The organism is Galbibacter sp. BG1, assembly GCF_013391805.1.
Taxonomy (GTDB): Bacteria; Bacteroidota; Bacteroidia; order Flavobacteriales; family Flavobacteriaceae; genus Galbibacter.
Genome location: NZ_CP058364.1, coordinates 1,406,358 through 1,427,595 on the forward strand (window position 1 = coordinate 1,406,358; position 21,238 = coordinate 1,427,595).

Consider the following 21,238-nt stretch of genomic DNA (forward strand, 5'->3'; position numbering starts at 1 on the left):
TTTTTATTTTTTAATCGAAATGGATTTAAACATTTTTTTCAACTCTTTACTTTCCAAACGGTAAATAAGCATCAAAAATACTAAAACTAAAGAGGTTCCTATAATCAAGTTCCTATCGAACACGTAAAAAGATAAAATTACAAAGAGCATGGAAATCCCTAAATAGCTTCCTATTTTTTTAAGGTTGTAGGGAATGGGATGATTTTTTTGTCCGAAATAAAACGATAGAAGCATCATACTTGCATAAGCCACTAAGGTAGCAATTGCCGACCCTTTGTAAGAAATAAACGGAATCAATATAAAGTTAAGAATAAGTGTAACAATGGCACCAAAAACAGAGATATAGGCCCCAAAATGGGTTCTATCGGTTATTTTATACCAAACGGATAGATTGTGGTAGATTCCCAAACATAAGTTGGCCAATAATATAAATGGCACCACCCAAAGTGCTTCCCAATAATCGGAATTATGGATTAAAATTCTTTTAAAAACATCGGTATAAACAACTACAAATAAAAAGATAAACGAACCAAAAATGGTAAAATACAAAGTTGTATCTGCATAAATTTCCTTAGCGTTTTTCTTGTTTGCATTGCTGAAAAAGAAAGGTTCTACCCCCAATTTAAATGCGGTAACAAAAAGGGTCATAAAGGCCCCCAATTTATAACAAGCAGCGTAAATACCAACAGTTTCTTCAGCAATGGAGTCGGGCAGGAGGTATTTCAGCATAATCTTATCAAAACCTTCGTTGATGGAAAATGCTATTCCCGCAATCATAACCGGGAGGGCATAGCGAAACATTTTTTTCCAAAGGTAAAAGTCTATTCTCAAACCTATTCTAAAATATAGAGGAAGAATAAGCAGTAAACCAAATAAGCTCGCCAGCACATTGGAAATAAAAATATAATGCACTTTATTTTCAAAAACGAACGAATTTAAAAAGGAAGACGAATTAGGGGAAATAAGTTTTGGCAACGCTAGAAATAGAAATACGTTGAATCCAAGGTTTACCAAAACCGTAGCTATTTTTATAAACGAATATTTAATGGGCATTTCTTGATTGCGCAGCCAAGCAAAGGGAATGACGCAAAGGGCATCGAAAAATAAAATAAGAACACCATAGAGAATAAACTCGGGTCTAAATTGTAAAAATGTGGCAATAGTGTCTTTCAGAAAATAAGAAACAATAAGAAAAACAGCTGAGGTTATGAAAATGGAGGTAAGTGCTGTTGATTGTACTTCGGCTTTACGTTCGCTTTTATTCATAAACCTAAAGAAAGCCGTTTCCATACCATAAGAAAGCATTACGTTTCCTAGAATGAGATAAACATATAGCGATGCGTATATTCCGTAGTCTTCTGTTGCTAGTTGATCGGTATATAGCGGTGTTAGAATAAAACTCAACAAACGCGGCAATACCGTTGCAATGCCATAAATAAATGTATGCTTAAAAAGTTTTTTTAGCGCTCCCAATTCCTATTTTATTGAAGTGCTAAAAGTATCGATTTAAACAAAGCCATCAAAAAGAAGGGCTTAGTTTTTTAAGGTGGGGATATCACGGTAATGGATAGGTGAGGAGGGGGAAATCCCTTTGATTTTGTAATAATTTATTTTACCATCTATGCTATAACTTACCACCGCTTCATTTTCTTTAAGTTCAAAAGGGTTCTTAGGCTTTAACTGAGGGGGTTTATTGCCAAATTCCTTCTTCGGGTCGGCATGCATAATAATATCTTGCGATTCTTTAAAGAAGGGTAAGCGACCTATGTACACCAAATAGTCGTCCTTTTTAATTCTTTCCAATTTAACAGCTTGATCTTTGTAATACAAACTATCTAAAGTAGCTCCGTTCTCTGCGGTAACAGGCACATATACATTTTCGCCATTTGCCTGTTTGTTATCTCCAGCTGTCCATGGTTCGCTCTTAACTTCGCCAAGCTCGAAAGGAGCATTTTCGCTAATGTTCTGCGAAGCCCCACATTGGGAAAACCCTAAAATAACAACGGTTCCAAAAAGTATATTTAATAATCGTATCATGTTTCTTGATTTAGTAACTAAAGATACAATTTCAAAATTGATGCCAAAATAAAATAAAAAGCCAAACAGATGTTCAAATCCGTTTGGCTTATATATTTTTTTTAAGAATAGGATTTTTACGATCCCTGTGTCATTTTCATCATAATCCCTTGCAGTTTTTGCTGTAAGCCTTGATCGGCTTGAACGCTCATTGCTACTGTTTGGTAACGCTCCATCGTTAATCCGCTTTCTTCAATTATTCCTTTCATTTTAGCCTCCAGTGCAGGTTGCATTTTTTCGAGTTCGCTTACCGCTGCTTTGTGCATGGCTAATTCCTCATCCGTAGCTTCAACTTCTGTATTTGGATCCATAGAGGCTTTATGGATTTCATTAAAGCGCTCTAGCTCCAATCCTTCTTCTTGAATCTTTGCCGCCATTTGCTGTTGTGCTTTTTGGTTTTCTTGCTGAATGCTCATGTAGGCTTCCGCAAACTTTTGTAGATCAGCGTCTGAAACATTGGTTGCTTTTGCAGGGGCAGCCGGTTGAGGCGCTTGAACCTGACCAAAAATGGTAGTGCTTCCTAGAAGTGCAACGAATATAAAAATGATTTTTAAGCTCTTTGTTTTCAACATAATAATTTTCTTTAAATTTTCTTGAAGTAGCAAGATGAAATAATTACGATAGACACAAAAGAAATTGAGAGCATAATTTTTGAACTTCACAAAGATTTAACAAAAAACAGCATCATTTCATCTTCAAATGCAGCATTTTCCTTAGAAATCTCCGTTTTGCTCAATGAATACCTCTTCTCCGGAAGCAATAGCTTTATTATGATTTAAAAAGTATGTTTTTTTACCACGAGTCCCTTCAATTAAATAATGACTTCCTTGAAAATAAGAGGTTTTCACTTTAATTTTCAAAGCAGATGCAGAAGCAACTTTAAGCTCATGGGGAAATAACAGGTGTTTTTTGGTAGAGCTACTGCCTGAATTTAAAAGATTTTCTGGGATCTCATTGACCTCCCCAAAAAGAGAGGCAATGTATTTGCTTTTTGGCTGTTGGTATAGGGTTTTAGGCGTCTCTAAAGCCACACATTTTCCAGCTTTTAGCACCAAGGTTTTGTCTGCATAGGCCAAAGTATCTATATTGTCGTGGGTGGCGGTTATACACGCAATGTTTTCTTGCTTAAGATGATTGAAAATATCCCTACGAAGCTTGTTTTTTTTAAAGTTGTCGATATTGCTAAAAGGCTCATCCAATAAAAGGAGCTCTGGCTCCCTAGCCAATGCTTTTGCTAATGCTACTCGCTGTTGTTGTCCGCCGCTGAGGTCTGTCGGCTTTACTTTTGCAAACAATTCCATTTCTACCAGTTCCAATAGCTGTGCTATTCTCTTTTTCTTTTTCCGAGGATAAAAATTGGAGAGGAACTTGCCTATATTTTCCTCTACCGTTATATAAGGCATTAAATCGTAATCTTGGGCTACGTATTTTATAAAAGGTTCGCCTGGAACTATATTGTAATTAGGGCCCAACATCGGTTTTTTATCCCAAAATAATTTTCCTTTTTCTAGATGATAAAGGCCGTAAATAATTTTTAGTAAAGTGCTTTTGCCAGAGCCACTTTCCCCAATTACGGAAAGGTGTTCTCCTTTTTGGAGCGTGAAGCTTATATTTTTTAGAATCGGAGTTTCATCGTACTGGAAAGAGACTTTTTTTACTTCGAGCATGTAACTGTTGTTTTGGCAAAGATAAGAAGTAGGTAGCACAACGGGAGGTGCCTCAAAAATTTTCAAGCATTTCGTTAAGTTTTAATACGGTTTTCCAATTTCGGGTCGTTGCTTGTAAACCTAGCTTTTTCTCAATAAAAGGATTGGTCATTTTTGCTTTTCCGTAGCCGTTTCGGTAGCAGAAATAAAGTACATTTCCATTTTGTGTAAATGTTTCGTCTGCTTTCACGTACGTTTTTAGGGTTTTTAAAGACTCAGGATGGGGTGTTTTATCTAAGAAAGTAGTGTAAAGCAATTTGATTTCCTCAGTTTTGGTGAAAGGGTTGTTTTCTTTGATTCTCCTGAATTCTTCCTCGGAAAATACCATACAATCCACGGGAAATCCAAAATGATTTTCAATATTCCTTTCCATGACCGGTTTTAGTATATCGCCTGATCTTTCTTCAGAAGAAAAAACCACATTAACACTTTGAATGTATGTTTTTACCTGATGAAGCCCAATATTTTCCAAAAATAGTTTAAGATCGGCCATTTTTATTTTCCGATGTCCGCCAACATTGATGCCTCTTAGTAATAAAACAAAATGGTTCATGGGGATATCATTAAAAAAATTATGAATAAAATGTCATCCTGAGCTTGTCGAAGGATTATAAACAATTTTGAAATTAAAATTTCGACAGGCTCAGTTAGACACGAATTATATAAACTTGGGTTGCTATTTTACTCTTTAAACTCTTTTAAAGCAGCTTTGTTTGGGAGCTTCTCGTACCCCATGTTATAAAAAGTAAATCCGAAAATATCTGCGTATTGATCAATTGTTTTGCTTACGGGAGTTCCAGCACCATGACCTGCATTGGTTTCAATACGAATTAAAATAGGATTATCTCCACTTTGCTTCTCTTGTAGTTCAGCCGCAAACTTAAAACTGTGTGCGGGAACCACACGGTCATCATGATCTCCAGTGGTGATTAAGGTGGCTGGATACGAAGTTCCCGCTTTTACGTTATGAAGTGGAGAATAGCTTTTAAGATATTCAAACATTTCTGGGTTGTCTTCTGCAGTTCCGTAATCATATGCCCAACCTGCTCCAGCAGTAAATGTATGGTAACGCAACATATCTAAAACTCCTACAGCTGGTAATGCTACTTTCATTAAATCTGGTCTTTGCGTCATGGTTGCTCCCACAAGCAACCCTCCGTTGGACCCGCCCCGAATAGCTAAATATTCTGAAGAAGTGTATTTGTTATCGATAAGATATTCTGCAGCAGCAATAAAATCGTCAAAAACATTTTGCTTTTGCAATTTAGTACCCGCATTGTGCCATTTTTTTCCATATTCCCCGCCACCACGAAGGTTTGGAACAGCATAAACACCACCTTGCTCCAACCAAACGGCCATCGCTGTACTAAAAGAAGGCGTTAAGCTGATATTGAATCCGCCGTACCCATAAAGGATAGTCGGATTTTTACCGTTTAATTCCGTTCCCTTTTTATAGGTGATAAGCATGGGAACTTTCGTGCCGTCTTTTGAGGTGTAAAATACCTGTTTGGACTCATATTTATCACTGTCGAAATCTATTGAAGGCTGCCAATATTCTTCAGAAACACCGGTCTCTGGGTTAAATTTGTAAATGCTTCCGGGAGTGTTGTAATTGGTAAAAGAATAATAAATTACCTTATCTTCTTTTTTACTTCCAAAGCCGCCAACACTGCCTAATCCTGGCAAATCTATATCCCTTATAAGTTTTCCGCTGTAGTCGTATTGCTTCACCTGTGATACGGCATCTATCATATATTCAGCAAAGAAATAACCGCTTCCTGTATTCGGACTCAACACATTTTCAGTTTCTGGAATAAAATCCTCCCAGTTTTCTGGGGAAGGATTAGAAGCGTCTACGGTAACTATTTTTTTATTGGGAGCGTTTAGATTGGTTACCAAGTAAAGCTTGGAACCTTCGTTCTCAATAACATAAGTATCGCTTTCGGTAGTTTCAATAATAGGAACCAACTCTGAGTTTTCCTTTGTTAGGTCTTTTAAAAACAATTTATTTCCAGAAGTGGAAATGGCCGCACTAATTAACAAATACCTACCATCTTCGGTAACATTGCCACCTATATAACGGTGTTTTTCTTCTTCTGTCCCTCCAAAAATAAGTTGATCTTCCTTTTGAGGGGTACCTAACTTATGATAATATAATTTATGTTGATCGGTTTTTGCTGAAAGCTCACTTCCTTTCGGTTTGTCGTAACTAGAATAGAAAAAACCTTCTTCCCCCTTCCATGAGAGTCCGCTAAATTTTACATCGACAATCGTGTCTTCAATAATTTCTTTGGTTTCAGCATCTTTAACGATGACTTTTCTCCAGTCGCTTCCTCCTTCAGAAATAGAATAGGCCGCTAACTTTCCACTTTTAGAAAAACTCAAGCCGCCTAAAGAAGTGGTTCCGTCATCAGAAAAAGTATTAGGGTCGAGAAAAACCTCTTCTTCGGCTTCCTCTGTTTTTTTTCTGTAAATCACATATTGGTTTTGGAGGCCATCGTTTTTATAGTAATAAGTGTAATCGCCTTCTTTAAAAGGGGCAGAGACTTTCTCGTAATTCCAAAGTTGCTCCAATCGTTGCTTGAGGTCGTTTCGAAAAGGTATTTTCTCCAAATAGCCAAAAGTGACTTCGTTTTCAGCTTTTACCCATTCAGCTGTTTCGTCAGACATATCGTCTTCCAGCCAACGGTAGGGGTCTTTTACTTTAGTTTCAAAATAGGTGTCTACAGTGTCTACTTTTTTGGTAGCGGGATATTTCAATGTTAAGTCTTTTTTGTTTTCGGTAGTATCACAAGAGATTAAAACCCCTGCAGCAACTGCGAAAGTAATTAGTTTCCTCATCTTTAATTTTAGATTAATTAGCGAGGATAATTTAATTAAAAAAAGCCCTAAACCGATGTTGATTCAGAGCTTTTTAACAATTTTTAAGTATATGAGGTTTATACAAGCTTATTTTCTACCAAATATTCGGCTATTTGCACGGCATTGGTAGCAGCCCCTTTACGAAGGTTGTCGGCAACAATCCACATATTCAAGGTGTTTGGTTGCGATTCGTCCCTTCTTATTCTACCTACAAAAACATCGTCTTTGTCGTGTGCATAGATAGGCATTGGGTAAGTGTTGGTGTCGGGATTATCCTGAACGACTACGCCGGGGGTTTCACTTAATGTTCTACGAATGTCTGCCAATGTAAAGTCGTTTTCAAACTGTACATTTACAGCTTCCGAGTGTCCTCCAGAAGTAGGGATACGTACAGCGGTAGCAGAAACCGCAAACGATTTGTCGCTTAATATTTTCTGAGGCTCACGAGCCAATTTCATTTCTTCTTTGGTATATCCATTTTCTTCAAACACATCGCAATGTGGCAAAGCGTTACGGTTAATTGGGTAAGGATAGGCCATTTCGCCTTCTACTCCTGCCAATTCGTTTTCCAATTGTTTAACTGCCTTTACACCCGTTCCAGAAATGGATTGATAGGTAGAAACAACCACCCGCTTCATTTTATATTTTTTATGAAGTGGCGCCAGAGCCATTACCAATTGAATGGTAGAACAATTTGGGTTGGCAATAATTTTATCTTCTTTGGAAAGTTCATTGGCATTGATCTCTGGAACTACCAGTTTTTTAGATGGATCCATGCGCCAAGCGGAAGAATTATCGATAACCGTAACCCCAGCTTCGGCATATTTAGGGGCCCATTCTAAAGAAGTACCACCACCTGCTGAAAAAATAGCAATATCTGGTTTTGCAGCAACCGCATCGGCCAAACCAATTACTTTATACGTTTTTCCCTTAAAAGTAAGTTCTTTGCCTACCGATCGCTCTGAAGCAACCAATAACAATTCGTCAATAGGAAAATTACGTTCCTCTAAAACTTTAAGCATTACCTCGCCGACCATACCGGTAGCTCCTACAACAGCTATTTTCATTTTTATGTTTTTATTCTTTTACAGTGTTTTTTTCGGGTCTTTAAGCAGTCCCGTTTTCATTTAAAAAATTTCGAAAGACAAAAGTAATTAATATTCACAGTTATACAACTCAAAATAAAAAACATCAAAAAAATATAACAAATTGTTATAAAATTAATGAGACTCTATTTTGATGTCCTGCTTTATGTAGAAATCAAAATTGCAAGTTGAATTAAACCCGTCATACAGAAGGGACTTTACGACAAGAGACTTATTTAGTGAACAATCTTTCGATCTACCCGTCTGGCGGGCGAGAAAGTTCAGGATGGCTTCCAATTAGGCATCTAAAAAATAACCATCCAGTTTCCCGGATGGTTTAGTTAAAATTTAGTGTAGCGGATGCACCCTGATGATCAAGGTATATTATTTGGTATTTTGTTTTTTTAATTCGTCTCTTATTTCTATAAGCAACTCTTCTTGAGTTGGCCCTTTTGGAGCTGCTGGCGCTTCTTCTTCTTTTTTCTTGGTACGTTCATATGCTTTTAAAACCATAAAAATACAGAATCCAATAATTATAAAGTCAATTATCGTTTGGATAAAAAGTCCGTAATTAACGGTAACGGCTTCCGTAATAACTTCTTCCCCCTGAACGACGGCTTCTTTTAAAACAATTTTTAATTCAGAAAATTTAACTCCACCCAATAACATTCCAATGGGAGGCATTAAAATATCTGTGGTAAAGGAGGTTACGATTTTTCCGAAGGCACCACCTACAATTACAGCGGTCGCTAAATTAACTATATCCCCTTTTAAGAGGAAAGCTTTAAAATCTTTAAAAAACGCCATGTGCTAAAAATTAGTTGATTAGTGTTTTGATACCATTTACTCATCAATATTACTGAAACAAAATGTGTCTTTTTACTTTTATCTTCATCATAAAATAACACCGTAGCTCAGGCTATGCTGTAATTTTCTTCTTAGCTAAAAGAAAAAATCATCCATTTTCTTTTACAGTAATATCAATTAATAAATGGTATTAAAGATAGAAATTTTTTTGGAAAGAGTACTGTGTGTGCTTTAGATTCAAATCAAATCCCTTATAATCGTTAGAAAATATTCGGTTGCTGATTAGTAAAGAATTTATGGCTTTCTTTTCTGAGCCTAATATTACGGGTTTGCAAATCTTATTACGTTCTATTTTAAAACCGACCTACAATAGCAAATGAATTTTGGATAAATTATTGATAGCATGAGGGCAACATGACGGATTAAAAAATACACTGTATTAGAATTATGAACTTAAAGGAATCTATTAAATACAAAATGTCAGATTTTTTAGCTTTATGTAAAACGCATAATGTTAAGAATTTATATGCATTTGGCTCTTCTGTAACCGACCAATTTAATGAAGATTCCAGTGAAATCGATTTGCTTATTGAAATTGATAAAGACGATCCCGTTGAGCGAGGTGAAACCTTAATTAGCATTTGGGATAAATTTGAACAATTTTTTCAAAGAAAAGTAGATTTGCTTACCATTACTTCTATTAAAAATCCAATACTCAAGAAAAGTATTGATTCAACAAAGGTGTTAATCTATGACGGAAAAAAGCAAAAAATATCTATCTGATATTTTAAATGAAATCTTCATTACATAAAAGTACTAATCGCGAATTCTATAACACGGCTTTACGATATTGATACGGAACCTTTTATAAATCTGCTTGTTCTGCAAACCTTATTGCTCTCTGACACTGTTTAGTTAATTTGTTAACTGTAATTTCACTTTTATAATGGTGAAAACTAACAGTTTTATCTTTTAAAGAATTGGATTTAAAATTTTTATAAAAATATGATTAAGACGAAAAATGTTAAAATGTTGTAAATGGATAGGATATTCAAAAACTCTGCGCTATATTTGCGGTCATAATTATGAAAGACTTGCTGCTCTAACAACAAGTCTTTCTTTTAAATAATTAAAACTAACCATTCTGGTTAGAGTAGAAGAGAGTTATACAGTTAACATTTTGATAATGCCAATTAAGGTTTGCACAACCAGCTTTATCTCTTCTTTGAACACTATCCACCATTTCAATGGTGGTTGTTTTTTGTTAGACATAATTGCCTTTTTTCGGATTATTAATCCCCTTACATTAAGGCCAAGGAGCTCTAGCCTTTTGCTTGTAAATTTGCGTTACAAACGTAAAAATTTATAAAAATACAAAAAACAATAAACAAAACCAAATATTTAGCGGAATTTATTTTGTATTGATAAAAATCGCATATTTAATTTTACCAAAGACACTTATTATTTAGAACGATTCTAAATAACATCAAAATAGTTATTAACAATTTGTTGGGCTAATCGATGATTAATTATTGTGGCAATGATTTATTAGCCCGAGGAACATGTGATTAAAATTTTGATTTTCTAAACACTGAATCTTCGAAGAAGAACTCTTAAAAAACCTATCTCTTCACTACTAAAGTCTAACTCACCACTTTGCGCCGTATACGTTGGGAGATGGCAGTAATTAATTCGTAAGAAATAGTCCCTGCGGTAGCGGCAAATTCGCTGGCGGTTGGGTTTTCTCCAAAAACCAGTACCTCGTCGCCTTCCTTGCAGTCAACACCAGTAATATCTATCATAAGCATGTCCATACAAACGTTGCCTACGATAGCACATTTTTTTCCATTTACGGTTAAAAACCCTTTTCCTTTTCCGTAAATTCGGGTAATGCCATCGGCGTGACCGAGTGGGATGGTAGCCGTTCTCATCGCCGTTTTTGCAATATGCCCTTTGTTATAACCGATGCTCTCATTGGGTTTAATGTCATGTATTTGAGAAATAATACTTTTTAAGGCCACCACAGGTTTTAAATTTTTACTGAATTTAGGATCGTTTCCAAAGCCATACAGCCCAATTCCACTTCGTACCATGTCGAACTGCCCAATTTCTGCATAGTTTAAAATTCCAGAGGTGTTTAAAATATGAAACATAGGCTTGTAGTCCAACCCAGAAACAAGTTGCGTGCTCAACTGCTTAAAGTCTTCAATTTGTTGAAGGGTAAAGTCTTTTTCCAATAAATCTTCAGAAGCTCCCAAATGGGAAAATAACGAAGCAATTTTTACATTGGCCTTGTTTTTAATAGTAGTTTGAATTTCTACAACATCTTCCGAATTGAATCCCAAACGATTTAAACCTGTATTGAATTTTAGGTGTACGGGATAATCTTTTTCATTTTCAGAAGCCTTTAAAAAAGCCTTTAAAACAGCAAAGCTGTATAAGCTGGGTTCTAGGCAATAAGAAATTATTTCGTTAAAATGAATAGGCAAGGGGTGCAAAACCAAAATAGGCTTGGTAACCCCTACTTTTCGCAAAGCAATCCCTTCATCGGTATAGGCTACAGCAAAATAATCTACATTGAGTTCCTGTAAGCGCAGCGCAACTTGTTGCGCATCACTGCCATAAGCATATGCTTTTACTACCGCCAATAGTTTAGTGGTAGCATTAATTTTTGAACGTAAAAAATTAAGATTATGTGCTAGAGCCGATAGATTAACCTCTAGCGTGGTCTCCTGAACTTTCGTCATGCTCGGTTTTTTTAACAGTCATTTTAGGAGAAATATTTTGGGGATCCTTTACTTCCATTTTGTTTACCTTTTCGCGCAACATGGCTTTAAAAAAAGCAGCCCTACTCAGGGGTTCGTATTCTTCCGTTTCGCCCAATAAAACTAGTTTATCGTTGGTAGATTTTCTAAAGCTGTAGTTGGCGAGGTTCCCGGTACGGGTACATATGGCATGCACTTTGGTAACATATTCTGCTGTGGCCATGAGTGCCGGCATGGGCCCGAATGGATTTCCTTTAAAATCCATATCCAATCCAGCTACCACTACACGGATGCCTTTATTGGCGAGGTCGTTACAAACCGAAACAATCTCGTCATCAAAAAATTGGGCTTCATCGATCCCTACCACATCGCAACCATCGGCTAAAAGCCTTATGTTGGCCGCGGCGGGCACAGGAGTGGAGCGAATTTCATTGCTATCATGCGAAACCACCATTTCATCATCATATCGAACGTCTACCGCCGGTTTAAAAATTTCCACCCGTTGTTTTGCAAATTGGGCACGTTTAAGCCTGCGTATCAGTTCTTCCGTTTTGCCGGAAAACATAGATCCGCAGATAACTTCTATCCAACCGAATTGCTCTTTATGATTTACTGTATTTTCGAGAAACATTTTGTAATTTTCTAAGCGGAAAAGAATAGAAAGTTCTTTTCAGAAACAACTAAACAAACTTAAGCAAATATTTAAAGTTGGTTTTAAGAAAGCAAAAATAATATCAACAAAAAGGAAATTTTAAAACTTAAGGGGAACTCTTTACTTTTCTTTAATAAACTTTAGGAAGAGAAGTAATAAAAAATAGTTATCTTTTATCCATATTTGTTGAGAATATGGGAGGAAAACCTGCTATGTTCGATATAAATTGCCTTAAACCTTGAAGAAATTATAGTTATGAAGAAGAAATTGGAAGCCGAATTAGTAAGTATTGCACACCGGGTATTAAAATTGAAAGGGAAAGACGACCTTAATGCACTCCAAGCGGAAGCCCAAAAGCTCTACGAAAAACTAACGCTTTTGAAGTATGTGGAAGAGCATTTTGGGGAATTTCAACCTACTGCCGGAAGAAATGAAGTGGCCGAGAAGTTTGAGGAATTGGCAAATGCCGTTTTAAAAGGAAATTCCGACGTACCTGAAACAAACCCAAATGCAGAAGAAGACGCTATTATGACCCCAGTAATGGATACCATTAAAGATTTAGTGGAAGAAATGCCAGAACCGGAAGAAGAAACCTTAGAAGATATTTTAGCCGATTTTAGGCCCGATACTACATTCGTAAAGCGGGATATGGATACAGTAACGCCAAAAATTCCCAATGGAAATACCTATGTGACCGAAAAAAGACCTTCTTCTTTAAACGACCGGTTAAAAACTGGATTCTCTATTGGTCTTAATGACAAGCTCGCTTTTGTAAAACATCTTTTTGATGGAAGTAATGAAGATTACATACGTGTAATTTCTCAAATTAACACCATGAATTCCTTCGATGAGGCCCAGAATTTTATTCAGCATATGATAAAGCCAGATTACAACAATTGGGAAGGCAAAGAGCCTTATGAAGCGCGATTTCTGGAAATTATGGAAAAGAAATTTTCTTAATATATAACTGCCTATTGCCCCAACCATCATGTATAACTTTAAACCATTATTTTTATGAAGATCAAAAGAATTTTTTATTGGATTACTACCGGACTTTTATGTGCATTTCTTGCATTTGCCATTTTTAATTACCTCACCAATTTTGAAGGGGTTCAAACAATGTTGGCCGAAAACTTTACTTATCCGCCATATTTGGTTTATATTTTAATCATCGGGAAGGCTTTAGCAATTATCGCTCTATTGGCTCCTATAAGAGGGGTGGCGAAAGAGTGGGCTTATGCCGGACTGTTCTTCAATTTTTTATTGGCCTTTATAGCTCATTATATGGCTGGAGATGGCGAAGGCGGGGGAGCAGTTATAGCATTAGTACTTTTAATGGCCTCTTATTTTCTAGGAAAACAGGTAAGACCATGGATTATAAGGAAGTAGAAAGGTTGGATATGGTTTCTAACTTTTAGAATATGAACTTTTAACCGCATCAATGGTTTCTGTTTTTGCGTTTACAATCGGTTTTCAAAATTCCCAAAATTTCTTTAGAGATTGAGTCACATTGCTCTTGAAGGCTATTGTAGTTAAGCTAAAAATTAAAATAAGAATAATTCGTTTCATTTTTGGAAAATTACAGTCAATTACTAGGAATCAACAACAACTCCGTTTGCCTTTTGTTTACATATTCAAATCCGTTTTCGCCATAAAAACCGGCTTCCTCAAGCATTACTCTAATGTCCCTTTTCCATTCTTCAATATAGACTTTGGTGTTTAGTTCAATGGCATATACCGTATTTGTATAAAGGGGATAATCTCCATCGCATTCCACACCTTCTTGTGCATCCCACATTCCAATAGTGGGGCCGGCAGAATGACCATAACTTCCCAATGGATGCGTGTATATGGAGGGGCGCAACCCTTCACTTTTTGCTTGCTGCAACGACATTTTTAAAATTTCGTTTCCAGTTCGGCCTGTTTTAAAGTTATGGGTAAGAATATCCTGTAGCTTATTGCCTTTTTTCAAAGCATCAACTAGATATTTTGGTGCTTTGGTCTCATTTGGTTTTAAAACATATGCCAATTGTTGGCAATCGGTGTTAAGACGCAGATAAGTAATTCCAAAATCGCAGTGTACCAAATCCCCTGGTTGTATTATTTCATCGGCAGGTCTGTCTGAAAACGCGTATAAGTGACCCGATAAATCTTCAGAAGTTCGCTGTACGTCGACAGTGGGGTGAAACCAAGTTTCCAATCCGAGTTCGGTAACTTTTTGCCGCATCCACCATTCTACATCAGAGGCTGTAGTTTTACTAGGGGTAATCACTTTTTCAGAAAAAGCTTCTGCAATAATATCCTGAGTAATCGCTACCAATTGTCGGTAATATTTCATTTCAAGTGGAGTTCGCATTTCAATCCACCCCACTGCCAAATTTTCCGCAGAAACAATACGAGACTTGTATTTTTTGGGTAAAACTTCCATAAATTCTTCATAATCGGTTTTTACCAAACCGTCGGCTATATTAAAATGAGTAGAATAATTGAGTCCGATTTTCTCTGGCTGAAACTTTTCTATTATTTCAACCAAGCGTTTCCACTGATCTGGTTGCTCTTCTTTATTCCAAGCAGAAACAATGTTTTCACCGAAATTATATCGTGCCACCGCCATTTTGTAAATAGTGTCTTTTTGTTTGTTACGGTAAAAAACAAGGATGGTGCGCCTTCTTGCATTAAGCCAAGTTGCCGGAAGCATGGTCTTTAAAACGGGGTCTTCGTTGTATTCCCTAGAAATAAGAATCCACATATCGATACCCGTGCGGTCCATTAAATTTGGGAGCACAGTTTTAAATCTTTCTTTTAAGATGCTATCAACCACGGTGGCGCGCTCTCTTTCGTTTAAAATGGATTGTGAGAAAAGGAAATTATAAGTAATGATTGCGATGAACAAGAATAGGTATTTTATCTTCATGGGATATGGATTATCGTTTTTGGCTATCACTCGTAAATTTAGAAAAACAATTGGGAATGTCTATTCCTTTAAAATAACAAATACTTAGTATCTTGCTTTCCTAGAAAGAACCATCATGTCTAAACTATACATTATACCCACGCCCATAGGCAATTTGGAAGATATTACCCTTCGGGCTATTAGAGTTTTAAAGGAAGTAGATCTTATTCTTGCTGAAGATACCCGTACCAGTGGAAAACTATTAAAGCATTTGGAGGTACAAACCCCGATGCAAAGTCACCATATGCATAACGAACATAAGACAGTGGATGCCATATGCGATAGAATTTTGTCGGGTACTAGAGTGGCACTTATAAGTGATGCCGGGACACCAGCAATTTCCGATCCCGGATTTTTGCTTACGCGTGCTTGTATTGAAAAGGGAATCGAGGTAGATTGTCTTCCTGGCGCAACTGCATTCGTCCCGGCTTTGGTGAATAGCGGACTCCCAAACGATAAATTTGTGTTTGAAGGGTTTTTACCTGTTAAGAAAGGGAGACAAACACGATTTAAATTTTTGGCGGAAGAATCCCGTACGATGATTTTTTATGAATCTCCTCATAAAATCTTGAAAACCCTTGGCGATTTTGCTACTTATTTTGGGGAAGACAGGAACGTTTCCGTTTCGCGGGAAATTACCAAATTGCACGAAGAAACAGTTCGTGGAACGGTTTCAGAAGTAATAGCTCATTTTGAAAATAAACCGCCCAAAGGAGAAATCGTGGTGGTGGTGGAAGGTAAAAAATGAAAAAACTCCTTAAAGAAATAAGTAATTGCGAAATCTGTAAGGACTTTCTGCCTTTAGGGCCCAACCCCATTCTACGAGCAACCGTAAGCTCTAAAATTTTAATTGTAAGTCAGGCGCCCGGTCAAAAGGCCCATCTTAGCAGTAAGGATTTTGATGACCCCAGTGGAAAAAGGCTCCGGGAATGGTTGGGAGTTTCCGAAGAAACTTTTTATAACTCTAATAATATCGCTATCCTGCCTATGGGATTTTGCTATCCCGGAAAAGGCAAAACAGGAGATCTGCCGCCGCGACCAGAATGTAGGCCGCAATGGCACCACCAGGTTTTACACAAATTACAATCAGTAGAGCTTACCATTTTGGTTGGGCAATATGCACAGAAAACCTATTTGAAGCAGAATTTTCGCAAAAACCTTACAGAAACCGTAAAAAATTACCACCGGTTTTTGCCCACTATTTTCCCGATTCCGCATCCATCACCAACTAATCGCTTTTGGCTTGCTAAAAACAAATGGTTTGAAAGCGAAGTAATTTCCGTACTTCAACAGAGGGTTCAAGAGGTTTTGAAGTAAGCAAAGTTGCAAAACCGATATTTTCCAAAGAAGAATTGCTATTTTTGAACTTCATTTTTAAATTCAACAATCATGGGGACTACCAATACAGTTATTACCACCTGGAAGCAAAACATGCAATTTCATTCCACCAATCCTGCTGGAGATCTGTTAATCGATGCGAGTCCGGATGACGGCGGAAATGGTGATGGTTTAAGGCCAAAAGCTTTAATGCTTTCTGCCTTGGCGGGATGTTCTGGGTTGGATGTAGCGCAAATGATTAAGAAAATGAAATTGGAGGTAAAAGATGTTAGGATAGATATTCATGCAGAACTAACGGATGAGCACCCGAAGTATTATCATAAAGTTAAGGTGGAATATCATTTTTATGGTAGCGATTTGGCAGAAAAGAAATTGCAACGCGCTGTAGATCTTTCCATAGATAAATATTGTGGTGTTATGGAAATGTTCCGCAAGTTTGCAGAAATGGAAATTGAAACCATTTTTCACAATTCCTAAAACAGCCGTTTTAAATGACCCGTTGGACCGTAAAAGCAGTACCCGAAAAGCAAGAAATAGAAGGGCTATCCCAAACTTTGGGAGTAGACCACACTATTGCCACATTACTTTTACAACGCGGAATTTCTACCTATGGAGAAGCAAAAAAATTCTTCCGTCCATCTTTAGACGATATTCACGACCCTTTTCTTATGAAAGATATGGATAAGGCGGTGGCGAGAATTGAAAAAGCTATTGCTGAAGGTGAAAATATACTGGTATACGGCGATTACGATGTAGATGGTACCACAGCGGTTTCTTTGATGTATTCTTATATATTGGAAAGCTATCCTAATGTGGCAACATATATTCCAGATCGATACAACGAAGGGTACGGAGTATCTTACCAAGGCATCGATTTTGCAGACGATAATGGTTTTACCCTCATAATTGCGCTCGATTGTGGTATAAAAGCGGTGGAAAAGGTTGCATATGCCAAGGAAAAGGGAATCGATTTTATTATTTGCGATCACCACAGGCCCGGGGATGTAATTCCTAACGCCATAGCAGTGCTCGATCCTAAACAAGAAGACTGTGATTATCCATACGACGAACTTTGCGGATGCGGTGTTGGTTTTAAGTTAATACAGGCTTTGGGGTCTCGAAGAGGGGAAACTATTTTAGATCTGGTGCCCTATCTAGATTTGGTGGCCACGGCTATTGGGGCAGATATCGTTCCCATTACCGGCGAAAACCGTGTTTTGGCATATTTTGGTTTAAGAGTAATCAACCAAAATCCACGGCCAGGAATAAAAGCTATTACAAAGCAATTAAAAAAAGAGCTTTCCATTACCGATGTGGTTTTTGTGGTGGCCCCACGAATAAATGCGGCTGGAAGAATGAAACACGGTTTGCATGCCGTACAGTTGCTTACGGAAAAAGATTTCCATACGGCCATTCTTTTTGCTGAAGAAATTGAAGACTTCAATGTGAATAGAAAGACCTTAGATCAACAAATTACTCAGGAGGCCTTGCTTCAAATTGAAGAAAATAGGGAAGAAACTAATTTTACATCGGTTGTTTACAATGAGGCATGGCATAAAGGAGTCATTGGTATTGTGGCCTCTCGTTTAACCGAGACCTATTACCGCCCCACCTTGGTTTTCACCAAAAGTGGTGAAAAATTGGCAGCTTCTGCAAGGTCGGTAAAGGGTTTTGATGTTTACAATGCCATTGAAGCCTGCGAAGACTGTTTAGAACAGTTTGGCGGACATAAATATGCTGCAGGGCTTACCTTAAAGCCCGAACAATACGCTTCCTTTAAAGCTAAATTCGAAAAAACGGTCGCAGAAACCATCGATAAAAAATTATTGACTCCAGAAATTGCTGTCGATTTGGAAATTGATCTGAGAGATATTTCTCCAAAATTCTACCGCATTCTCAAGCAGTTTGCCCCGTTTGGCCCTGGTAACCTCTCTCCAGTTTTTTTAACACAAGGATTAAAAGATAATGGCTATGCGAAATGTGTGGGGCAGGACGACAAACATTTAAAAGTTGCTGTGTCTCAAAATGGCAGTTTGGTGTTTGGTGGCATTGGCTTTAATTTGGGAGAAAAACTTTCTGTTATTAAAAGCCAACCTTCATTCTCGGCAGTCTTCAACCTCGATGAAAATGAATGGAACGGTAATGTAACCCTTCAATTAAGGTTAAAAGATATTAAATAGCATTCTAGAATTACAAATGCTCTTTATAGTATTGCCAACATTATATTTTTAATGTGGTTTCTCCTTTAAAACCTAAGCAGAATTATTCAGTTGAAAATTAGATAGCAACACTGGTTGGTGGAAAATACACTATTTGTAAGGAATTAAGGAAAAAAGCGTCTATAATAGTTCTAGTTATCTTAAATTTAGGATTGCTATTTTGAATCTAAAAAAGAAAGAATTGAGTATGCTAACATGGAAAGATATTATAAGTTTTTCGGTAAAAGGAAATCCATCCCCCGATAGAAGGGTGGAGAAAACCGAAGCCGAATGGAAAGAGCTCCTCACTCCCGAGCAATATAGAATTACCCGTTTGAAAGGTACAGAAATGGCACATTCGGGCGACCTTTGCTCCATTTACGATGCGGGGCAGTACAATTGTGTTTGTTGCAACACACCGTTGTTCGATTCTACCATAAAGTATAATTCGAGTTCGGGTTGGCCAAGCTTTACCCAACCCATAAAAGAGAACGCTATTAAGTATGAAAAAGATAGTTCTTTTGGGATGGTGCGTGTAGAGGTAATGTGCAACACTTGCGATGCACATTTGGGGCATGTATTTCCCGATGGGCCAGAACCAAGCGGACTGAGATATTGTGTGAATTCTGAATCTATAAAATTGGAAAGAAAAGAAAATGACAACTAATAAACATGAATTGGCAACTTTTGGTGGTGGCTGTTTCTGGTGTACCGAAGCAGTTTTTCAAGAAATTGCTGGGGTAGAAAAAGTGGTGTCTGGTTATACCGGAGGTAATGTTCCTGGTAGGCCAACATACAGAGAAATATGTTCAGGTCTTACGGGACATGCAGAAGTGGTTCAAGTTACATTTAATTCGCAAATTGTTACTTATGAAGATTTGTTGGTAATTTTTATGACAAGTCATGATCCAACAACACTAAACCGTCAAGGTGCCGATGTTGGGACACAGTATCGATCGGTTATTTACTACCACAATGAAACGCAGAAAGAAGTTGCGGAAGAAGTAGTGAAGCAAATGGGATCCTATTTTAGCGATCCAATAGTAACTGAAATTAGTCCGTTGGGCACCTTTTACGATGCTGAAGAGTATCATCAAGATTACTATAAAAACAACAAACAACAAGGGTATTGTACTGTGGTTATCGAACCAAAACTGACCAAACTCCGTAAAATGTATGCCGATAAATTGAAAAAATCGGTATCTGAATAAGAAATATAAAATTTGACAGAATTAAAACTAGACATACAGGATACGTTTTCTAAGGAACTGCCAGGGGATCCCATTATGGAGAACTCTAGAAGGCAGGTAAAAGATGCATTTTATTCGTTTGTAACTCCAAAGAAAACTTCGGATCCTAAATTATTGCACGTTTCCGATGAAATGCTAAGGGAAATTGGATTTCCAAAAGGAGCCGAAAATACAAAGGAGTTTTTAAATGTTTTCTCTGGTAACGAAGTTTTAAGCAATTCCAATCCCTATGCCATGTGTTATGGCGGTCATCAGTTTGGTAATTGGGCTGGACAACTGGGGGATGGTAGAGCCATCAACCTAGGGGAAGTGGTTCACGAAAACAAACGCTGGACTCTACAATTAAAAGGAGCTGGGGAAACACCTTATTCAAGATCTGCAGATGGATTGGCAGTTTTGCGCTCTTCCATAAGGGAATATTTGTGTAGTGAAGCCATGTACCATTTGGGAATTCCCACTACACGTGCCTTATCATTAGCGTTAACTGGCGATGAGGTATTGAGGGATGTTATGTATAATGGTAATCCAGCCTATGAAAAAGGAGCTGTGGTTTGCCGAGTGGCGCCTTCGTTTATACGTTTTGGTAATTTTGAAATTTTTGCTGCCCGAGGAGATCATGATAATCTTAAAAAATTGGCAGACTATACCATTAAGTATTTTTATAAGCACTTGGGTGTACCTTCCAAAGAAACCTATATTAAATTCTTCCAGGAAGTCGCTACTAAAACTTTAGAAACCATAATTCATTGGCAAAGGGTTGGGTTCGTGCATGGAGTTTTAAACACAGATAACATGTCCATTCTTGGTTTAACCATAGATTATGGGCCTTATGGATGGTTAGAGGGGTTCGATTTTAGTTGGACGCCCAATACTACGGATGCCAGTAATAGAAGATATCGATTTGGTAACCAACCAAATGTTGGCTTATGGAATTTATACCAATTGGCCAATGCATTGTATCCTTTGACAAATGAAGCCGAACCTTTAGAGCGTATTTTAGAAAATTATAAAACTGAATTTGAAAAGCAATCCCTAAACATGATGCGGGGCAAATTAGGTTTAGCTGAAAAAATCGAGGGAGACGAAGCCTTAATTTTAAAATTAGAGGAAAATTTAGAGCTTTCTGAAACCGATATGACGATATTTTTTAGAAATTTAAGTAAATTTACTATGGAAAATCCGGAAAAAGGACTTTCTTTAGTGAATCAAGCGTTTTATGAACCCGAAACGATTACAGGTAAAATTGAAGAAAAATGGTCGTCTTGGATTTATGATTATGCAGAAAGATTGAGAGCTGAAGAACTAACCAATAGCGAACGATCTAAAAGAATGAATACAGTAAACCCCAAATATGTATTAAGAAATTATATGGCTCAAATGGTTATTGATGAAGCCGATAAAGGCAATTATTCGTTGATAAATGAGTTATATATGTTATTAAAACAACCGTATGATGAACAACCGAATTTTGAAAAATGGTATGCCAAACGCCCAGAATGGGCACGCCATAAAGTGGGTTGTTCTATGCTGTCGTGTAGTTCTTAAC

21 protein-coding genes are annotated in these 21,238 nt (G+C 37.2%); 10 read left to right on the top strand and 11 right to left on the bottom strand.

Annotation, left to right across the window (positions count from 1 at the left end):
- Positions 1 to 3 precede the first annotated feature (3 nt).
- From HX109_RS06180 to mscL, 8 genes are all read right to left on the bottom strand, one after another.
- Positions 4 to 1,473, bottom strand: a complete 1,470-nt coding sequence (locus HX109_RS06180; RefSeq protein WP_178950317.1) for an oligosaccharide flippase family protein — start codon at positions 1,471 to 1,473, stop codon at positions 4 to 6.
- A gap of 60 nt (positions 1,474 to 1,533) precedes the next feature.
- Positions 1,534 to 2,037, bottom strand: coding sequence for a hypothetical protein (locus HX109_RS06185; RefSeq protein ID WP_178950318.1), 504 nt, complete (start codon positions 2,035 to 2,037; stop codon positions 1,534 to 1,536).
- Positions 2,038 to 2,153: 116 nt separating this feature from the next.
- A complete protein-coding gene (locus tag HX109_RS06190) occupies positions 2,154 to 2,648 on the bottom strand; it encodes a DUF4168 domain-containing protein (RefSeq protein WP_178950319.1) in 495 nt (164 codons plus the stop codon).
- 141 nt (positions 2,649 to 2,789) lie between these two features.
- The gene (locus tag HX109_RS06195; RefSeq protein WP_178950320.1) at positions 2,790 to 3,743 is read right to left on the bottom strand and encodes an ABC transporter ATP-binding protein; all 954 of its coding nucleotides are present in this window, start codon (positions 3,741 to 3,743) and stop codon (positions 2,790 to 2,792) included.
- Positions 3,744 to 3,795: 52 nt separating this feature from the next.
- Positions 3,796 to 4,335 carry a DUF1697 domain-containing protein gene (locus HX109_RS06200; protein WP_178950321.1) on the bottom strand — a complete coding sequence of 180 codons (540 nt, stop codon included), beginning with the start codon at positions 4,333 to 4,335 and terminating at the stop codon, positions 3,796 to 3,798.
- Between the two features lie 128 nt (positions 4,336 to 4,463).
- Complete coding sequence (locus HX109_RS06205) at positions 4,464 to 6,623, bottom strand: prolyl oligopeptidase family serine peptidase (protein ID WP_178950322.1); 2,160 nt, start codon at positions 6,621 to 6,623, stop codon at positions 4,464 to 4,466.
- 98 nt (positions 6,624 to 6,721) lie between these two features.
- Positions 6,722 to 7,711: an aspartate-semialdehyde dehydrogenase gene (locus HX109_RS06210; protein ID WP_178950323.1), complete on the bottom strand. Its 990-nt coding sequence runs from the start codon at positions 7,709 to 7,711 to the stop codon at positions 6,722 to 6,724.
- Positions 7,712 to 8,113: 402 nt separating this feature from the next.
- Positions 8,114 to 8,536, bottom strand: coding sequence for a large-conductance mechanosensitive channel protein MscL (gene mscL, locus HX109_RS06215; RefSeq protein ID WP_178950324.1), 423 nt, complete (start codon positions 8,534 to 8,536; stop codon positions 8,114 to 8,116).
- Between the two features lie 447 nt (positions 8,537 to 8,983).
- On the opposite strand from mscL, the gene HX109_RS06220 reads away from it, so the two are divergent.
- Complete coding sequence (locus HX109_RS06220; RefSeq protein ID WP_255462791.1) at positions 8,984 to 9,319, top strand: nucleotidyltransferase family protein; 336 nt, start codon at positions 8,984 to 8,986, stop codon at positions 9,317 to 9,319.
- 860 nt (positions 9,320 to 10,179) lie between these two features.
- Here HX109_RS06220 and alr read toward each other — a convergent pair.
- Together alr and HX109_RS06230 are read right to left on the bottom strand one after the other, a co-directional pair.
- On the bottom strand, positions 10,180 to 11,283 hold the full coding sequence (alr, locus tag HX109_RS06225) for an alanine racemase (RefSeq protein ID WP_178950326.1): 1,104 nt from the start codon (positions 11,281 to 11,283) through the stop codon (positions 10,180 to 10,182).
- Positions 11,249 to 11,932: a thymidine kinase gene (locus HX109_RS06230; RefSeq protein WP_178950327.1), complete on the bottom strand. Its 684-nt coding sequence runs from the start codon at positions 11,930 to 11,932 to the stop codon at positions 11,249 to 11,251. The genes alr and HX109_RS06230 overlap by 35 nt, the downstream gene beginning before the upstream one ends.
- Before the next feature lie 276 nt (positions 11,933 to 12,208).
- On the opposite strand from HX109_RS06230, the gene HX109_RS06235 reads away from it, so the two are divergent.
- Together HX109_RS06235 and HX109_RS06240 are read left to right on the top strand one after the other, a co-directional pair.
- Positions 12,209 to 12,913, top strand: a complete 705-nt coding sequence (locus HX109_RS06235; RefSeq protein ID WP_178950328.1) for a hypothetical protein — start codon at positions 12,209 to 12,211, stop codon at positions 12,911 to 12,913.
- Positions 12,914 to 12,967: 54 nt separating this feature from the next.
- Entirely contained in the window at positions 12,968 to 13,342 is a 375-nt protein-coding gene (locus HX109_RS06240) for a DoxX family protein (RefSeq protein ID WP_178950329.1), read from the top strand.
- Between the two features lie 196 nt (positions 13,343 to 13,538).
- Here the strand turns inward: HX109_RS06240 and HX109_RS06245 are convergent, their stop codons facing one another.
- Positions 13,539 to 14,867: a M24 family metallopeptidase gene (locus HX109_RS06245; protein WP_178950330.1), complete on the bottom strand. Its 1,329-nt coding sequence runs from the start codon at positions 14,865 to 14,867 to the stop codon at positions 13,539 to 13,541.
- 115 nt (positions 14,868 to 14,982) lie between these two features.
- Here HX109_RS06245 and rsmI point away from each other — a divergent pair, with 115 nt between their 5' ends.
- The 7 genes from rsmI (at position 14,983) to HX109_RS06280 (ending at position 21,237) form a co-directional block, all read left to right on the top strand.
- Positions 14,983 to 15,654, top strand: a complete 672-nt coding sequence (rsmI, locus tag HX109_RS06250; RefSeq protein ID WP_178950331.1) for a 16S rRNA (cytidine(1402)-2'-O)-methyltransferase — start codon at positions 14,983 to 14,985, stop codon at positions 15,652 to 15,654.
- A complete protein-coding gene (locus HX109_RS06255; protein WP_178950332.1) occupies positions 15,651 to 16,223 on the top strand; it encodes a uracil-DNA glycosylase family protein in 573 nt (190 codons plus the stop codon). The genes rsmI and HX109_RS06255 overlap by 4 nt, the downstream gene beginning before the upstream one ends.
- Positions 16,224 to 16,295: 72 nt before the next feature.
- A complete protein-coding gene (locus HX109_RS06260) occupies positions 16,296 to 16,721 on the top strand; it encodes an OsmC family protein (RefSeq protein ID WP_178950333.1) in 426 nt (141 codons plus the stop codon).
- Between the two features lie 14 nt (positions 16,722 to 16,735).
- A complete protein-coding gene (recJ, locus tag HX109_RS06265; protein WP_178950334.1) occupies positions 16,736 to 18,424 on the top strand; it encodes a single-stranded-DNA-specific exonuclease RecJ in 1,689 nt (562 codons plus the stop codon).
- 226 nt (positions 18,425 to 18,650) lie between these two features.
- Positions 18,651 to 19,109, top strand: a complete 459-nt coding sequence (msrB, locus tag HX109_RS06270) for a peptide-methionine (R)-S-oxide reductase MsrB (protein ID WP_178950335.1) — start codon at positions 18,651 to 18,653, stop codon at positions 19,107 to 19,109.
- Positions 19,099 to 19,653 carry a peptide-methionine (S)-S-oxide reductase MsrA gene (gene msrA / locus HX109_RS06275; RefSeq protein ID WP_178950336.1) on the top strand — a complete coding sequence of 185 codons (555 nt, stop codon included), beginning with the start codon at positions 19,099 to 19,101 and terminating at the stop codon, positions 19,651 to 19,653. Before msrB ends, msrA begins: the two co-directional genes overlap by 11 nt.
- A gap of 75 nt (positions 19,654 to 19,728) precedes the next feature.
- The gene (locus HX109_RS06280; protein WP_178954083.1) at positions 19,729 to 21,237 is read left to right on the top strand and encodes a protein adenylyltransferase SelO; all 1,509 of its coding nucleotides are present in this window, start codon (positions 19,729 to 19,731) and stop codon (positions 21,235 to 21,237) included.
- Position 21,238 lies beyond the last annotated feature (1 nt).

Excerpts from the sequence above, each read along its gene's own strand:
- HX109_RS06185 (WP_178950318.1), bottom strand. The coding sequence starts at position 2,037 with ATGATACGATTATTAAATATACTTTTTGGAACCGTTGTTATTTTAGGG.
- HX109_RS06190 (WP_178950319.1), bottom strand. The coding sequence starts at position 2,648 with ATGTTGAAAACAAAGAGCTTAAAAATCATTTTTATATTCGTTGCACTT.
- HX109_RS06195 (WP_178950320.1), bottom strand. The coding sequence starts at position 3,743 with ATGCTCGAAGTAAAAAAAGTCTCTTTCCAGTACGATGAAACTCCGATT.
- HX109_RS06200 (WP_178950321.1), bottom strand. The coding sequence starts at position 4,335 with ATGAACCATTTTGTTTTATTACTAAGAGGCATCAATGTTGGCGGACAT.
- HX109_RS06205 (WP_178950322.1), bottom strand. The coding sequence starts at position 6,623 with ATGAGGAAACTAATTACTTTCGCAGTTGCTGCAGGGGTTTTAATCTCT.
- HX109_RS06210 (WP_178950323.1), bottom strand. The coding sequence starts at position 7,711 with ATGAAAATAGCTGTTGTAGGAGCTACCGGTATGGTCGGCGAGGTAATG.
- mscL (WP_178950324.1), bottom strand. The coding sequence starts at position 8,536 with ATGGCGTTTTTTAAAGATTTTAAAGCTTTCCTCTTAAAAGGGGATATA.
- HX109_RS06220 (WP_255462791.1), top strand. The coding sequence starts at position 8,984 with ATGAACTTAAAGGAATCTATTAAATACAAAATGTCAGATTTTTTAGCT.
- alr (WP_178950326.1), bottom strand. The coding sequence starts at position 11,283 with ATGACGAAAGTTCAGGAGACCACGCTAGAGGTTAATCTATCGGCTCTA.
- HX109_RS06230 (WP_178950327.1), bottom strand. The coding sequence starts at position 11,932 with ATGTTTCTCGAAAATACAGTAAATCATAAAGAGCAATTCGGTTGGATA.
- HX109_RS06235 (WP_178950328.1), top strand. The coding sequence starts at position 12,209 with ATGAAGAAGAAATTGGAAGCCGAATTAGTAAGTATTGCACACCGGGTA.
- HX109_RS06240 (WP_178950329.1), top strand. The coding sequence starts at position 12,968 with ATGAAGATCAAAAGAATTTTTTATTGGATTACTACCGGACTTTTATGT.
- HX109_RS06245 (WP_178950330.1), bottom strand. The coding sequence starts at position 14,867 with ATGAAGATAAAATACCTATTCTTGTTCATCGCAATCATTACTTATAAT.
- rsmI (WP_178950331.1), top strand. The coding sequence starts at position 14,983 with ATGTCTAAACTATACATTATACCCACGCCCATAGGCAATTTGGAAGAT.
- HX109_RS06255 (WP_178950332.1), top strand. The coding sequence starts at position 15,651 with ATGAAAAAACTCCTTAAAGAAATAAGTAATTGCGAAATCTGTAAGGAC.
- HX109_RS06260 (WP_178950333.1), top strand. The coding sequence starts at position 16,296 with ATGGGGACTACCAATACAGTTATTACCACCTGGAAGCAAAACATGCAA.
- recJ (WP_178950334.1), top strand. The coding sequence starts at position 16,736 with ATGACCCGTTGGACCGTAAAAGCAGTACCCGAAAAGCAAGAAATAGAA.
- msrB (WP_178950335.1), top strand. The coding sequence starts at position 18,651 with ATGCTAACATGGAAAGATATTATAAGTTTTTCGGTAAAAGGAAATCCA.
- msrA (WP_178950336.1), top strand. The coding sequence starts at position 19,099 with ATGACAACTAATAAACATGAATTGGCAACTTTTGGTGGTGGCTGTTTC.
- HX109_RS06280 (WP_178954083.1), top strand. The coding sequence starts at position 19,729 with ATGGAGAACTCTAGAAGGCAGGTAAAAGATGCATTTTATTCGTTTGTA.